Raw genomic sequence first — 15075 nt, forward strand, 5'->3', positions numbered from 1 at the left:
GAGGCGGTATGAGTCTAAGTGTTAATGCTGATTTCTTTCGGCTGCTGGACTACCTGAAGGCGCAAGGCGCTGCTGTACAAAAGCGCACTGAGGATTCTCAGCAGTACCAGGACTTTCTGCTGGCCTTTCCTCTGAGCCGCCTGAACCAGTTAACGCTGGATGAATACTGCGTGGGCAAGGGCGATGGGAAATCCTTCTGCTGGTGGATCGAGCGCGGCCTGGTACCGGTGCTGGGTCGCTATATGCCCGGCACCGCTAAAGGCCATCTCCTGTACTTTCAGGAAGATGGCAGCCTGTACAAGAATCGCCGTCTGCTGGATCTCGGTGATGAAGAGGCGCTGCGCTACACGCTGAGCATCCAAAGCACCATCTCTGCAGCCGATCCCGCTGATCTGCTCTGGGTGGATGACGACAAGGAAATCTACCGCCGGGCCGGCTTAGAACCGCGTGTCACGATCGGCGCAGGGCGCAAGCTACGCTTGTTGGCCTGTTATCACACGGCTCAGACATTGCCGATTTCCTCCAGCGATCATCTGGGGCATTTCCTGCAGATGGTGGGTTGCCCATCAGCGCTTATCCCGTCGCCGAAGATGCCGGTGGCGCGCATGCTGAAGTTGCGCGAGTACTACCAACTTGCTTGTGAGTCGGTGCCAGGTCTTAGCCCTTATGGATTTATGCGCGGGCTGTACAGCGAGGAGCTGGGGTTAAGACCTGCTAAGCCTGAGTCTGAGGAGGATATTCAGCCAGGGGGAGCAAGCTACCTGCTTACCTGGAATCCAGCTCATTTCAAACTGGGTGGAGACGCCGGCGTAGAGTTGGGGCAGGAGATTGATTGGAGCTGCCATTCGAAACATCCGCAACCGGGCGATGTGGTTTATCTGGTGCGGTTGGGGCAGGAACCACGGGGCATAGTAGCGCGCGGCCTAGTGACGGAGGGGGCGCATGACGGGCCTGACTGGAAGGATTCGAGCAAAACCCGCAACTACATCCGCTTTCGCATCGATGAGCATCGTCCTGACTGTGCTCGCGGCTTGTTGCCCATGTTGCTGCTCAACAAGGCCATGCCTACCCAGCGCTGGAACCCACAGAGTTCGGGCGTCGAGATTGCCCCGGCCATCGCGGCCCGACTGGAGCTGCTCTGGCAGGCGGGCGAAGGGCTGCATAGCCTGAGACAGTACGTGTCCTGGAGTTCGGCGGATCGTAAGGAGTCCTGCCCTGGATGGCTGAATATTTATCAGGAGGTCACATCGCTGGCCAAGGTCCTGTGCACTGGTCAGACGCCTCTGGATCATTCCGCTCTTGTACGTTTGTGGATTGAGCGCGAGAACGGGATTTCCAGCTTGAAGCTGGGGCTGTTCTCTCGAGATGAATTCAATGAACAACAAGCCGTTATTCGGGAAATCACGCAGCGCATCATGGATGCGCCTACGGCGCAGACTCACGCACAGGTGATGAAGGATTGGCGTCTGGCGGTTGAGAGCAAGCAGTTCAGCGCCAATCGACCTGCCATGGTCAATCGAGTGTTTGCCGCTTTTGCGCCGGAGCGGTTCACCACACTGCTCAAGCCTGAAGATTGCCAGCGACTATTGCAGGGTTTGCGTGAGCTTTTTCAGCTGGATGTGACTCAGGAAAAGCAGGACTGGTGTGCGTTGAATGAGCAGATCATGGCGTGCATGAGTCTGGCTGGGCTGGATACAGATTCCGTACTGCCAAACAACATTGCCATGTGGCAGTTGCTAGAGGCGCTGCAGGGTGCCAAAGACGAGGTACTTGAAGACGCTCAAGGGGGAGATGCCAGGGTGGCCGCCAAAGATATTCCGCTGAATCAGATTCTTTTCGGTCCACCGGGAACGGGCAAGACGTTTTCCGTCGTGGAGGAGGCTCTGAAGATTCTGGCACCAGAGGTGCTGGAGACGCCCACGCGCGAGACTTGGAAGAGCGCGTTCGATCAGTTGGTGATGGAAGGTCGAGTGCGTTTCGTCACTTTCCACCAAAGCTTCAGCTACGAAGATTTCGTTGAAGGTTTGCGAGCCGTATCAGAGGGCGGGCAGCTGCATTACAAGGTTGAGCCTGGTGTTTTCAAACTGCTGTGTGACGACGCACGGCACCAAGAAGGAGCGCAGACAGAAGATGATGTGCTCAATGCGTTTCTGGAAGAGGTCACCGAGGGCCCCGTCACGCTTACTACGGTGCGTGGCAAGTCCTTTGATGTCCGCTACAGGCCCGGCAATGGGACTTTCACCTGTCAGACCAAGGCTTCGGAAAATGCGCTGGAGCTGCCGGCCAACATCGAGCATGTGCGCTTGTTCATGCGTGGCGAGAAGCCTGCGTCGGTCTATTGCGAAAGCTATGTGAGAGGGATCGCCGAGCACTTGCGCGGCAAGCTGGAGAACGACGGAGCTGGGCAGTCGAATGGCGAGAGGCTGCCTTATGTGCTGGTGATCGATGAGATCAATCGGGGCAATGTTTCGCGCATCTTTGGTGAGCTGATCACATTGATTGAAACCTCTAAGCGAGATGGTGCGACGGAGAGTTTGTCTGTCACCTTGCCGTACTCGAAGGAGCGTTTCACGGTGCCGGATAATGTCTATCTGATCGGCACCATGAACACTGCAGACCGTTCGCTGGCTGGGCTGGATATCGCCTTGCGTCGCCGTTTTATCTTCAAGGAAATGATGCCCAATCCCTCTTTGCTCAATGGCGTGGTGTTGGAGGGCATCGACATTGGTCAGCTTTTGGCGGTAATGAACCAGCGTATCGAGATGCTGCTCGATCGTGATCATTGCCTCGGACATGCCTATTTCATGTCCCTCAAGAGTGGAGACTCGTTGCCGCAGCTGGAGGTGATTTTCCGCAATCAGATACTGCCGCTGCTGCAGGAGTATTTCTTCGAGGATTGGCAGCGTATCCAGTGGGTGCTTAATGACCACCGCAAGCCTGCGGCAGACCGTTTCGTGGAGCAGGACACGCAAGATGTGGATGCTTTGTTTGGCAACATTAGCGTGCCGGCGCAAGGTGGGGTTTGGCGGATCAATGCGGCTGCATTCCAGCGAGTTTCTGCGTATGCCGGTGTGATTGCGGTTCGGGCCAAGGCTGAGGTTCCAGTAGAAGAGGCGGGTGCGTGAGCGTATTCGTTACCGTGCGTGAATATGCGCGTCTGACCACGGCAGCGGTTGCGTCCGGCAACCTCGATTGTGCGCAGATTTCCGAAAGTGCCTTCGACTGGCTGTGTGATCTGAGCGCTAGCTTCAATCGCAGCGGTGCGACTCTGCTGCAGGTTGAAGGTCGGCGTACTCTTAAGTGGGATTCCTACGTGGGCGTATTGGAAACGCCTTGTGGCACGCGGCTGGAGATTCTGCCCAAGCACCATGAGCAGGACGATTGCCTGGTCAAGAGCCGCCTGTTGCTGCGCAAGCTCATTCAGCAGGCTCTGCAACTCAAGCCTCGTGAGGGTTCGGTAGCCAGCCTTGAGCTGTTCGATGCGCCACTCAGCGAGTGGGTGATGGGGCAGTTCCTGGCGGAGCTGGATTTGTTGGTGAAGCGTGGAGTGCGCTTCGACTATCAGCGAATCGAGGAGGAGCAGCGCTTTCTCCGTGGCCAGCTCAATGTGGTGGCACAGATGCGCCAGCCGCCTGGGCGGCAGCATCACTTCCAGATTCGCCACGATGTATTCCTGCCGGATCGGGCAGAGAATCGCTTGCTCAAGTTGGCGTTGGAGCAGGTGGCAAAAAGCACACAGGATGCCGCCAATTGGCGCCTGGCCAATGAGTTGCGCTCCATGCTGGCGGAGGTGTCTGCCAGCCGGCAGGTGAGCCAGGATTTGCGCGCCTGGAGCCGCGACCGGCTGATGGCGCATTACCAGGCGATCAAACCCTGGTGTGAGTTGATCCTCAATCAGCAGATGCCGATAGCCGTGAGAGGTGAGTGGCGCGGCGTGAGCCTGCTGTTCCCGATGGAAAAGCTGTTCGAGCAGTATGTGGAAGGCTGGTTGCATCAGAAACTGCTGCCCAGCGCTCGTTTGAAAGCGCAGTCAGCTAGCCAGTACTTGTGTGCACATAGCAGTGATCGGATGTTCTGCTTGAAGCCTGATTTGCTGATCGATACAGCGGAGCATCGCTGGATTCTTGATACCAAGTGGAAGCGTATCGATGCCGGTAAACCTGAGAAGAACTATGACCTGAGTCAGAGCGATTTCTATCAGCTGTTTGCCTATGGACACAAATACCAAAGAGGCGATGAGGTGCCGGGGCTGGTGCTGATTTATCCGTATTGGTCTGGACTCCAGAAAGCGCTACCGCTGTTTGATTACGGCAAGGGTATGCAGTTATGGGTTTTGCCTTTTGATCTGGATGCTGAGTCCTTGGTAGATGTGGAGAAAGCGACTTTGCCTTTGAGCCTTGAATCATTTGCTCGCGCCAGCTAGGCGCGCTTGCTGCTCAAGGGCGGCTGCAAGTGGTTGATGGGGTAGTCACGGCAGCCGCTGATTTGGGGTAGATAGCCCGTTATCGCAACTGTAATCGACTAAGTGGATCGCATTGAGCTTGCAGAGATGCCAGGTAAGGCTCGTTAAGGACGGATATGACCGAAGACCAACTGGAACAGGAAACCCTCGGCTGGCTCACTGAGCTGGGTTACGCGCACCTCTATGGGCCGGACATTGCCCATGACGGCGATAACCCCGAGCGCGAGAGCTATCGCGACGTGCTGTTGACCATGCGCCTGCGCACGGCCATCGCCCGGCTAAACCCGCAGATCCCACTGGCGGCGCGTGAGGACGCCTTGCGCCAGGTGCTGGAGCTGGGCGTGCCGGTGCAGCTGTCCGCCAACCGCCTGTTTCATCGTCTGCTGGTCGGCGGTGTGCCGGTGCAATACCAGAAGGACGGCGAGACCCGCGGCGATTTCGTGCGGTTGATCGACTGGATAGATGTGCGGGCCAACGAGTGGCTGGTGATCAACCAGTTCAGCATCCAGGGGCCGAAACATACGCGCCGGCCGGACATCATCCTGTTCGTCAACGGCCTGCCACTGGTGCTGCTGGAGTTGAAGAACCCGGCGGATGTGAATGCCGATTTGGTAAAGGCGTTCGACCAGCTACAGACCTACAAGGAGCAGATTCCGGACGTCTTTCACTACAACGAGATTCTGGTGATCAGCGATGGCAGCGAGGCGCGCATGGGCTCACTGTCTGCAGATATCGAGCGCTTCGCCCGCTGGCGCACCATCGATGGGGTCACGGTGGATCCGCTGGGTGAGTTCAACGAGCTGGAGACGCTGGTGCGTGGCGTGCTGCAGCCGGCGATGCTGCTGGATTACCTACGCTACTTCGTGCTGTTCGAGGATGACGGAAGGCTGGTGAAGAAGATTGCCGGCTATCACCAGTTCCATGCCGTGCGTGCGGCGATCCAGCAAGCGGTGATCGCCTCGCGCCCCGGCGGCACGCACAAGGGCGGGGTGGTCTGGCATACCCAGGGCTCGGGCAAGAGCATCACCATGACCTGCTTCGCCGCCCGAGTGATGCAGGAAGCGGCGATGGAGAACCCGACCATCGTAGTGATCACCGACCGCAACGACCTGGATGGCCAACTGTTCGGCGTGTTCTCGCTGTCGCAGGATCTGCTGCGTGAACAGCCAGTACAGGCGCTTACCCGCGGTGATCTGCGCGAGAAACTGGTCAACCGCCCCAGTGGCGGCATTGTCTTCGCCACCATCCAGAAGTTCATGCCGGGCGAGGATGAAGACAGCTTCCCGGTGTTGTCCACGCGCTCGAATATCGTGGTGGTGGCCGACGAGGCGCACCGCACCCAATATGGCTTCAGTGCTTCGCTGAAGGTGCAGGACTTGAAGGTGGCCGAGGTCAGTGCTCGCTATCAGGTGGGTTATGCCCAGCACCTGCGCGACGCTCTGCCCAACGCTACCTTCGTGGCCTTTACCGGTACGCCGGTGTCCAGCGAAGATCGTGATACCCGTGTGGTGTTCGGCGGCTACATCCACATCTACGACATGCAGCAGGCCAAGGAAGATGGCGCCACCGTGGCCATCTACTACGAGTCGCGGTTGGCCAAGCTGTCGCTCAAAGACTCGGAGCTGGCGCATATCGACGACGAGGTCGACGAGCTGGCCGAGGATGAGGAAGAGGATCAGCAGTCACGCTTGAAGTCGCGCTGGGCCGCGTTGGAAAAAGTCGTGGGAGCCGAGCCGCGTATCAAGAACGTGGCGGCCGATTTGGTGGCGCACTTCGAGGAACGCAACCAGGCGCAAAACGGCAAGGCCATGGTGGTGGCCATGAGTCGTGAGATCTGCGTGCACCTGTACAACGAGATCATCGCCCTGCGCCCCGAATGGCACGATGAGGATCCGGAGAAGGGCGCGGTGAAGATCGTCATGACCGGTAGCGCATCGGACAAGGCACTGCTGCGCCCGCATATTTACCCGGGGCAGGTGAAGAAGCGCCTGGAGAAACGTTTCAAGGACCCTGCCGATCCGCTGCGATTGGTGATCGTCCGCGATATGTGGCTGACCGGTTTCGATGCGCCCTGCGTGCATACCCTGTATGTCGACAAGCCGATGAAGGGCCATAACCTAATGCAGGCTATCGCCCGGGTGAACCGGGTGTTCAAGGACAAGCAGGGCGGCCTGGTAGTGGATTACATCGGCATTGCCAACGAGCTGAAGGCGGCGCTCAAGGAATACACCGCCAGCAATGGCAGGGGGCGGCCCACCGTCGATGCCCATGAAGCCTATGCGGTGCTGGAGGAAAAGCTCGATGTGCTACGTAGCCTGCTGTATGGTTTCGATTACGGCGACTTCCTGACTGGCGGGCACAAGCTACTGGCCGGTGCCGCCAACCATGTGCTGGGGCTGGAGGATGGCAAGAAGCGATTTGCCGACAATGCCCTGGCCATGAGCAAGGCCTTTACCCTGTGCTGCACCCTGGACGAGGCCAAAGTCGTTCGGGAGGAAGTCGCTTTCCTACAGGCCATCAAGGTGCTGCTGACCAAGCGTGACATTAGCGCCCAAAAGAAAAACGACGAAGAACGTGAGCTGGCGATCCGCCAGATTATCGGCAATGCCGTAGTCTCCGGCGAGGTGGTGGATGTGTTCGAGGCGGTCGGTCTGGACAAGCCCAACATCGGCCTGCTCGATGACGAGTTTCTTGCCGAGGTGCGCAACCTACCGGAGAAAAACCTGGCGGTTGAGCTACTGGAGCGCCTGCTGGAGGGTGAGATCAAGAGCAAGTTCGCCAGCAACCTGGCCCAGGAGAAGAAGTTCTCCGAGCTGCTCGATAGCGTGATCAAGCGCTACCAGAACCGCTCCATCGAGACCGCCCAGGTCATCGAAGAGCTGATCGAGATGGCCAAGAAATTTGCCGCAGCGAGCAAGCGTGGAGATGTGCTGGGCCTGAATGATGACGAGTTGGCTTTCTACGATGCGCTGGCCAATAACGAGGCCTCGGTGCGAGAGTTGGGCGATGAGATCCTAGCCAAGATCGCCCATGAGCTGACAGATAGCCTGCGCCAGAACGTGACCGTGGACTGGAGTAATCGTGACAGTGTGCGGGCCAAGCTGCGGCTTCTGGTCAAGCGCATCCTGCGTAAATATAAGTATCCGCCGGATCAGCAGGAGGCGGCGGCACAACTAGTGCTGGCGCAGGCTGAGACGCTCTGTGAGGCATGGATGTAGGGCTGGCTGCCGGTATGTACCTACAAATGCCATGACGGTCACCTCATCGCTCGCTCGCCAACTTGGGACTGGCTGAAGCTGGTCCTCAAACATTAGAAACCAGTTACTAAAAGCCTATGCGATGTATCTTCTGCAAATGCGACTCAACAAGCTCACGTAGTGTTGAACACATCATCCCAGAATCAGCTGGAAACAAAAAACGTGTATTGCCGGTTGGTGTTGTCTGTGATAAATGCAATAACTACTTTGCGCGCAGAGTTGAGCAGTCGATTCTAACTCACTCATGGATGAGAAATGTTCGTGCATGGGAGCAAGTTCCAAATAAGAAAGGAACATACCCATCTCTGATCGGCCACATTGCTGGTACCGATATCGCAGTGAATATGCGCCGCTCGTCAGGTGGGATGTTTCACCTAAATACGGAAAAAGGTAACGACAAGTCTGCTCTTTCTGAAGTTGTTATTGATGAATTTGAGCGGCTACTGATTTTCACACTCAACGATGATCCACCACAACGGGAAATGTCGAGGTTTCTTTGCAAAATGGCTTACGAGGCGGTTGCAGAGTTGTTCTGCGAAAGCCCCCAAGGCCCATATCATTTGAGTAACGAGCCTTTCTTTGACAACGTTCGCGAATACGCTCGGTATGGAAGCAATTTTAAAGAATGGCCATTTTCGCAGAGACGCGTGTTCCCCCACGATACATTGATGCAACACCCTCTCACGAATGAATGGGTTCAAGCCGGCTTTGGCTTTGGACTTTTTATGAACAGGCGGCAGGAAACACTTTTTTGCTTTCTTTTCTATGGCGTCGAGTTCGTCATAAATGTAGGCGGACCATCAATTTCTGGATATAGCGAGTGGATCGATGAGCATGCGGGAATCAGTCCAATGGTTGAGCGCTTAGGTTGTCGCTTAGCACAAGGAGAGGATCGCAAGCACTATCTCCACGGCAGCTTTGAAATATCCAAAGGTCTTGAGTTTGATAAAAAGCATGGCTACTGTCCTTTCCTCCCGTAGCTAATTGACGTCTAACAACTGGTTAAAACCTTTCGTGCGGCTGTGTGTGGGCAGGCTTCGGCCTGGCCGGGTTCCAAGTTTCCCGGTATTCCTACCCCACACATAGCTGCCACCCAATCCCGTAGGAAGGATCGTGGTAGCTCCAATCTCAAACTTGGAGTCTCATGCATGCTTATTCGCATTCTGAGCAGGATCCTCGCATCCGCTCTCCGCCGCCCAACCCCCGCGGCCAGCCCATCCCCAACCTTCTACCCGATCGACAGCCAGTCCCTCGCCACACGCGTCAACCGGGAGGTGCCCCATGTCTGACCATGAACGGCTGTCTACCCTCCAGAGCTACGTCTGGACCCTTGAACTGCTCGGCGAGGCGCTGGTGCAGCATGACGAGGTACTCGAGTGCGAGCACAACCCGCAGCTGAGCTTTCGCAACACGGCGGGGATTCATCAGGCGATCCGCATCATCAGCCGTTTGGCTAGCGAGCAGTTCAGCAAGCTGGAGGCGATTAAGGGGGAGGAGGGAAGGTGACGGCGTGGTGTAGGTGCCGCTGAGGCACTGAATCTCAGGCACAAAAAAAGACGCCCATTGGGCGTCTTCTTTTTCGGATTTGGTGGAGCCGGGGGGATTTGAACCCCCGTCCGCCAGTACTCCGCTGTCGGTACTACATGCTTAGCCGTGTCTACTGATTTAATCCGCAGCCGCCCGACGGGCAGGGTGCTTTGGATGAGTTGGGTAATTTTTAGTCGCTTCGCCCCCAACGTGCTGCACGACGATCCTGTTCTGTATGACAATCATTTCGGGTTTACAGGCATCCCCTGATGATTGCTGGAGCCGAAGCTACCAGGAGAGCGGGCTCAGCTGCTTACGCAGCGAGAGCGTAGCCCTCGTAGTTTTCGTCATTGGCAACTATAGAAAGTTGCAACAGTGGATTTACGAGTTCTGTTACCAACTCGGCATGCACCTAGAGTTTCGCTACCGGCGTCGAATCCTAATCGGCCCCACACTCAGCTCTAGCTGAACGCGCTTTTCAGCACGCAAGGCCGAGTATACGCGCTTACACGGGCGGCGTCGACAGATGGTTCGGCCGCCCGCGCTGGCGCAGGGCTCAAGTACCGCTGCCACCGGCCGAGCCGCTGCCTTTGTCGGTCTTCTCCAGGCGCTCGAGCACCTTGCTGGTGATGGCGATGCATTCCTTGGTGTCGCCTTTTGCCTGGGCGGCCTTGGCCTGGTCCACATGCTCGGTGATGGCCTTGTCCAGGCCTTCGGAGGTGGCGCCGGCGGTGGCCATGCTGTCGTCGATTTTCTGCAGGTTCATGGTGCACAGGTCGTCGGCGGCGAACACAGGCGAGGCCAGCAGGGTGGCGGCCGCGAACAGGGCGGATAGCGCAGTGCCTTTCATGGGAGTCTCCTTTGAGGCCTTGGGATGTGGGCCTGATCGGTGGACTGTGTGGGTTTGGGCGGGGTTCCATTGGGTTGGTGGGGTGATTGGATGGCCTGAGGCATGGGCGATACCTGTAGGCGGTCGCCCAGCCCTTTGGGGCTGCGCTGTCGAGTCGGGAACTGTTATCTCTGTGGGAGCGGGCGCCGCGAACACCGGCGGAGCCGGTGCCATACACCGCGCTGGATTCTTCGCGGGTAAACCCGCTCCCACAGGGGCAAGCTAAATCACTGGGTTGCGTGTTGGGTACGAGCGGCCTTGTGTCGCGAAAGGGGTGCGCAGCAGGCCTGGGGCATTAGCGTCGGGGCACAGATCGCGGGGCCGCTTTGCGGCCCTTTCGCGGCACAAGGCCGCTCCTACACACGAGAGGGGTAGGGCACATCGGCAATAAAAAACCCCGGCACGGGGCCGGGGCTTTTTCATCACGCTAACGCGATCACTCCTGGTTGGCCAGTTTGTGCTCGAGGTAGTGGATGTTGACGCCGCCTTTGCAGAAACCTTCATCACGCACCAGGTCGCGGTGCAGCGGGATGTTGGTCTTGATGCCGTCGACGACGATCTCGTCCAGGGCATTGCGCATGCGTGCCATGGCTTCGTCGCGGTCCTTGCCGTAGGTGATCAGCTTGCCGATCAACGAATCGTAGTTCGGCGGAACCGAGTAGCCGCTGTACAGGTGCGAATCGACGCGCACGCCGTTGCCGCCCGGGGCATGGAAGTGCTTCACCTTGCCTGGGCTCGGGATGAACTTCTTCGGGTCTTCGGCGTTGATCCGGCACTCCAGCGAGTGACCGCGGATCACCACGTCTTCCTGGCGGAACGACAGCTTGTTGCCAGCGGCGATGCTCAGCATCTCCTTGACGATGTCGATGCCGGTGACCATTTCCGAAACCGGGTGCTCGACCTGGACGCGGGTGTTCATCTCGATGAAGTAGAAGCGGCCGTTCTCGTACAGGAACTCGAAGGTACCGGCACCGCGGTAACCGATCTCGATGCACGCGTCGACGCAACGCTTGAAGACTTCCTGACGGGCCTTCTCGTCGATGCCCGGGGCCGGAGCTTCTTCCAGGACCTTCTGGTGACGGCGCTGCAGCGAGCAGTCACGGTCGCCCAGGTGCACGGCGTTGCCCTGGCCGTCGGACAGCACCTGCACTTCCACGTGACGTGGGTTGGTCAGGAACTTCTCCAGGTAGACCATCGGGTTGCCGAACGCGGCACCGGCTTCGGTGCGGGTCAGCTTGGCCGAGGCGATCAGGTCCTCTTCCTTGTGCACCACGCGCATGCCGCGACCACCGCCGCCACCGGCGGCCTTGATGATCACCGGGTAGCCGACGTCACGGGCGATTGCCAGGGCAACCTCTTCGTCCTCCGGCAGCGGGCCGTCGGAACCTGGCACGGTCGGTACGCCCGACTTGATCATCGCGTCCTTGGCCGACACCTTGTCGCCCATCAGGCGGATGGTGTCGGCTTTCGGGCCGATGAAGGCGAAGCCGGATTTTTCCACTTGCTCGGCGAAATCGGCGTTTTCCGCGAGGAAGCCGTAGCCCGGGTGGATGGCGGTGGCGCCTGTCACTTCGGCGGCGGCGATGATCGCCGGAATGTGCAGGTACGAATCCTTGGACGATGCAGGGCCGATGCAGACCGACTCGTCTGCCAGGCCCAGGTGCATCAGTTCACGGTCGGCCGTGGAGTGCACGGCGACGGTCTTGATGCCCAGCTCTTTGCAGGCACGCAGGATCCGCAGGGCAATTTCCCCACGGTTGGCAATCAGGACTTTTTCAAGCTTCCCAGACATCGTTGGTTCTCCGCGAATCAAACGATGGTGAACAGCGGCTGGTCGTACTCAACCGGCTGGCCGTCTTCCACCAGGATGGCGTCGATCACACCGCCGATCTCGGCTTCGATGTGGTTCATCATTTTCATGGCTTCGACGATGCACAGGGTGTCGCCTTTCTTCACGGCCTGGCCGACTTCGGCGAAGTTGGCCGAGGTTGGCGAAGGCTTGCGATAGAAGGTGCCGACCATTGGCGAACGAACAACGGTGCCTTTCAGGGCAGGCGCGGCGGCAGCGGCTTCAGCGGCCGGGGCGGCAGCGGCAACAGGTGCTGCGGCGGCAACCGGAGCGGCCATCGGAGCCGGAGCGGCGAAGTACTGGGCGCCGGCCGGGGTCTTGCTGTGACGGCTGATGCGAACGGACTCTTCGCCTTCCTTGATCTCCAGTTCGTCGATGCCAGACTCTTCCAGCAGTTCGATCAGCTTCTTGACTTTACGGATATCCATTAATCATCAACTCCCAAGGTTCGGTCGGGGACGTATTTTTAAAACGTGTCGAAAACGTTTCTTCATGAGCCTCGGCCCGAAGGGGCCAAGGCCTTGTGTCATCAGGGCTGTGCGTTGGCAGCCAGGTGTTCCAGCGCGGACTCCAGGGCCAGCCGGTAACCGGTGGCGCCCAGGCCGCAGATCACCCCTACGGCAACATCGGAAAAGTAGGAGTGGTGGCGGAACGGTTCACGCTTGTGCACGTTGGAGAGGTGCACTTCGATGAATGGGATGCTCACCGCGAGCAATGCGTCACGTAATGCGACGCTGGTGTGGGTGAAAGCGGCCGGATTGATCAGGATGAAGTCCACGCCTTCGTTGCGCGCGGCATGGATGCGGTCGATCAATTCGTATTCGGCATTGCTCTGCAGGTATTGCAGATGGTGGCCGGCGGCGCGGGCGCGCTGCTCCAGGTCCTGATTGATCTGGGCCAGGGTGGCGGCGCCGTAGTGGCCCGGTTCGCGGGTCCCGAGCAGGTTCAGGTTGGGGCCGTGCAGCACCAGTAGGGTTGCCATCTGCGATTCCTTGGTTTTGTAGGGCAATTCGACATAGCGCGGCGACTATGCCGCAAGCGGCGCTGAGTGTCCAGTTCCCGGCAATAGCCAGCACGATGTCCGAGATTCGCGCAAAGTATGTGACCAGATGATTAAGTCTGGTCACTGCTGCGGGGTTTTTTCACTGGACGCGGGAAGTTATAGCCCGAGTTGGCCGCGCACGCGCGTCAATACCTGGGCGAAATCGGCGGCGTTTATCTCGCCGATGACCCGATCGGTGGTCATTTCGCTGCCGTTCGCGGCAAAGAACATCAGCGCGGGAGGGCCGAACAGCCGGTAGCGGTCGAGCAGGGCGCGTTGTTCGGCGTTGCTCTCGGTGATGTCGAAGCGCAGCAGGCGGAAGGCGGCCAGTTGCGGCTGGACCTGCGGCGCGTTGAGTACTTCGTGCTCGATCACCTTGCAGCTGATGCACCAGTCGGCGTACCAGTCGAGCAGCACCGGCTGGCCGGCGGCCTTGGCCTCGGCCAGTGCCGCGTCGAGGGCGGCGGGGGTGGTGAGGGTCTGCCAGGCGTCGGCCTTGGTCGGCGCAACGCCGCTGGCCGCGACTGGTGGCGGCAGCGGGCGCAGCGGATCGCCCTGGCCGCTCAGGGCGCCATACCAGCAGGCCAGGGCGTACACCAGCAGCACCAGGCCCAGCAGTTGCGCCAGGCGCTGGCGCGGGGTCTTGTCCACGAACTCCAGGGCGCCGAGGAACAGCGCCACGCCGGCGGCCAGCAGGCCGACCAGCAGCAGGGTGGCCGGCCCCGGCAGCACGCGGCTGAGCAGGCCGATGGCCAGGCCCAGCAGCAGCACGCCGATGGCGTTCTTCACCGTGTTCATCCATGGCCCGCTCTTCGGCAACCAGGCTGCGCCGCCGGTGGCCACCAGCAACAGCGGCGCGCCCATGCCCAGGCCCAGGGCAAACAGTTTCAGCGCGCCGCCCAGGGCGTCGCCGCTGGCGCTGATGTACAGCAAGGCGCCGGCCAGCGGCGCCGACACGCAGGGCGAGACCAGCAGGCTGGACAGCACGCCGAGCACCGCCGCGCCGAGCAGCGAGCCACCCTTGGTGCGGTGGGCGAGGTGGTCCAGGCGGCTGCTCAGGGCTTGCGGCAGCTTGATGTCGAACAGGCCGAACATGGCCAGGGCGAACAGCACGAAGAACGCGGCGAACGGCACCAGCACCCAGGCCGACTGCAGGCGCGCCTGCAGGTTCAGGCCGGCGCCGAACAGGCCCATCAGCGCGCCGAGCACGGCGAAGCTCGCCGCCATCGGCAGCACGTAGGCCAGCGACAGCGACAGCCCGCGCAGGCCGCCAACCTGGCCGCGTAGGACCACACCGGAAAGAATCGGCAGCATCGGCAGCACGCACGGGGTGAAGGTCAGGCCGACCCCGGCGAGGAAGAACAGCAGCAGCGATTTCCAGGTCCAGCCCTGCTCGGCGCTTGCCGGCAGCGGGGCGCCTTGGCCATCGATGCTCAGCCGCGCGGTTTCCGGCGGATAGCACAGGCCCTTGTCGGCGCAGCCCTGGTAGCCCACCAGCAGGGTGAAGGCGCGCGGGTCGTTGCGCGGCAGCTCGATGTCGAGCACGCCGTGGTACACCTCGACGTCGCCGAAGAACTCGTCGTGCTTGGCCTCGCCCTTGGGGATGTTCGGCGCGCCCAGGCGGATGTTCGCGGGTTCGGTGCGGAACTGGAAGCGGTGGCGGTAGAGGTAGTAGCCGTCGGTGGCGACGAAGCGCAGCTTGACGGTCTGGGCGTCGGCCTGGACCAGGCTGAGCTTGAAGGCTTCGTGCACCGGCAAGAAGTCGGCGCTGTTGGAGGCGACGCCGAGGGTGGCGCTGGGGCGGTTGTCGAGCAGGCCCGTGGCGAAGACGGGGCTGGCCAGCAGCAGGAACAGCAGGAAAAACAGGCGGCGCATGGCGGACTCGCGAGGTGGAACGTGGCGGGCATGATAGCGGAGTTGGCCGTCGTTAGGGTCGAGTTGCCTGCAGGGGCGACACATGGCCGCTGGCCTGTGCATCGCCTGTGCCGGCCCTTTCGCGGGTAAACCCGCTCCCACAGGGATCGCGCCGTGTCAGCGACTGCGCGGCCC

Annotated in this window: 10 protein-coding genes and 1 other RNA gene; 5 read left to right on the forward strand and 6 right to left on the reverse strand. The window is 59.8% G+C overall.

Features of this window, described 5'->3' with window-relative positions; translation table 11 throughout:
* Nucleotides 1–8: 8 nt before the first annotated feature.
* The 5 genes from K2O50_RS26570 to K2O50_RS03360 all read left to right on the forward strand — a co-directional run bounded on the left by K2O50_RS26570 (nt 9) and on the right by K2O50_RS03360 (nt 9225).
* Entirely contained in the window at nt 9–3125 is a 3117-nt protein-coding gene (locus K2O50_RS26570; RefSeq protein ID WP_050703595.1) for an McrB family protein, read from the forward strand.
* Nucleotides 3122–4423 carry an McrC family protein gene (locus K2O50_RS03345; RefSeq protein ID WP_050703596.1) on the forward strand — a complete coding sequence of 434 codons (1302 nt, stop codon included), beginning with the start codon at nt 3122–3124 and terminating at the stop codon, nt 4421–4423. Before K2O50_RS26570 ends, K2O50_RS03345 begins: the two co-directional genes overlap by 4 nt.
* A gap of 155 nt (nt 4424–4578) precedes the next feature.
* The gene (locus K2O50_RS03350; protein WP_050703597.1) at nt 4579–7680 is read left to right on the forward strand and encodes a type I restriction endonuclease subunit R; all 3102 of its coding nucleotides are present in this window, start codon (nt 4579–4581) and stop codon (nt 7678–7680) included.
* 116 nt (nt 7681–7796) lie between these two features.
* A complete protein-coding gene (locus K2O50_RS03355; RefSeq protein WP_082337621.1) occupies nt 7797–8699 on the forward strand; it encodes an HNH endonuclease in 903 nt (300 codons plus the stop codon).
* 301 nt (nt 8700–9000) lie between these two features.
* Complete coding sequence (locus K2O50_RS03360; RefSeq protein WP_050703598.1) at nt 9001–9225, forward strand: hypothetical protein; 225 nt, start codon at nt 9001–9003, stop codon at nt 9223–9225.
* Between the two features lie 80 nt (nt 9226–9305).
* On the opposite strand, the gene ssrA is transcribed toward K2O50_RS03360, so the two are convergent.
* The 6 genes from ssrA to K2O50_RS03390 all read right to left on the reverse strand — a co-directional run bounded on the left by ssrA (nt 9306) and on the right by K2O50_RS03390 (nt 14901).
* Nucleotides 9306–9697: a transfer-messenger RNA gene (gene ssrA / locus K2O50_RS03365) on the reverse strand.
* 105 nt (nt 9698–9802) lie between these two features.
* A complete protein-coding gene (locus K2O50_RS03370) occupies nt 9803–10096 on the reverse strand; it encodes a hypothetical protein (protein WP_050703599.1) in 294 nt (97 codons plus the stop codon).
* A 475-nt stretch (nt 10097–10571) separates the two neighbouring features.
* The gene (gene accC / locus K2O50_RS03375; RefSeq protein WP_028691199.1) at nt 10572–11927 is read right to left on the reverse strand and encodes an acetyl-CoA carboxylase biotin carboxylase subunit; all 1356 of its coding nucleotides are present in this window, start codon (nt 11925–11927) and stop codon (nt 10572–10574) included.
* A 17-nt stretch (nt 11928–11944) separates the two neighbouring features.
* The gene (gene accB, locus K2O50_RS03380; RefSeq protein ID WP_028691198.1) at nt 11945–12412 is read right to left on the reverse strand and encodes an acetyl-CoA carboxylase biotin carboxyl carrier protein; all 468 of its coding nucleotides are present in this window, start codon (nt 12410–12412) and stop codon (nt 11945–11947) included.
* 101 nt (nt 12413–12513) lie between these two features.
* A complete protein-coding gene (gene aroQ / locus K2O50_RS03385; RefSeq protein WP_011535870.1) occupies nt 12514–12966 on the reverse strand; it encodes a type II 3-dehydroquinate dehydratase in 453 nt (150 codons plus the stop codon).
* Nucleotides 12967–13143: 177 nt separating this feature from the next.
* Nucleotides 13144–14901, reverse strand: coding sequence for a protein-disulfide reductase DsbD (locus K2O50_RS03390; RefSeq protein ID WP_050703600.1), 1758 nt, complete (start codon nt 14899–14901; stop codon nt 13144–13146).
* Nucleotides 14902–15075: the final 174 nt, after the last annotated feature.

Source organism: Pseudomonas sp. 2hn, assembly GCF_019646095.1.
Classification (GTDB): Bacteria; Pseudomonadota; Gammaproteobacteria; order Pseudomonadales; family Pseudomonadaceae; genus Aquipseudomonas; species Aquipseudomonas peradeniyensis.

Excerpts from the sequence above, each read along its gene's own strand:
- K2O50_RS26570 (WP_050703595.1), top strand. The coding sequence starts at position 9 with ATGAGTCTAAGTGTTAATGCTGATTTCTTTCGGCTGCTGGACTACCTG.
- K2O50_RS03350 (WP_050703597.1), top strand. The coding sequence starts at position 4,579 with ATGACCGAAGACCAACTGGAACAGGAAACCCTCGGCTGGCTCACTGAG.
- K2O50_RS03355 (WP_082337621.1), top strand. The coding sequence starts at position 7,797 with ATGCGATGTATCTTCTGCAAATGCGACTCAACAAGCTCACGTAGTGTT.
- K2O50_RS03360 (WP_050703598.1), top strand. The coding sequence starts at position 9,001 with ATGTCTGACCATGAACGGCTGTCTACCCTCCAGAGCTACGTCTGGACC.
- K2O50_RS03370 (WP_050703599.1), bottom strand. The coding sequence starts at position 10,096 with ATGAAAGGCACTGCGCTATCCGCCCTGTTCGCGGCCGCCACCCTGCTG.
- accC (WP_028691199.1), bottom strand. The coding sequence starts at position 11,927 with ATGTCTGGGAAGCTTGAAAAAGTCCTGATTGCCAACCGTGGGGAAATT.
- accB (WP_028691198.1), bottom strand. The coding sequence starts at position 12,412 with ATGGATATCCGTAAAGTCAAGAAGCTGATCGAACTGCTGGAAGAGTCT.
- aroQ (WP_011535870.1), bottom strand. The coding sequence starts at position 12,966 with ATGGCAACCCTACTGGTGCTGCACGGCCCCAACCTGAACCTGCTCGGG.
- K2O50_RS03390 (WP_050703600.1), bottom strand. The coding sequence starts at position 14,901 with ATGCGCCGCCTGTTTTTCCTGCTGTTCCTGCTGCTGGCCAGCCCCGTC.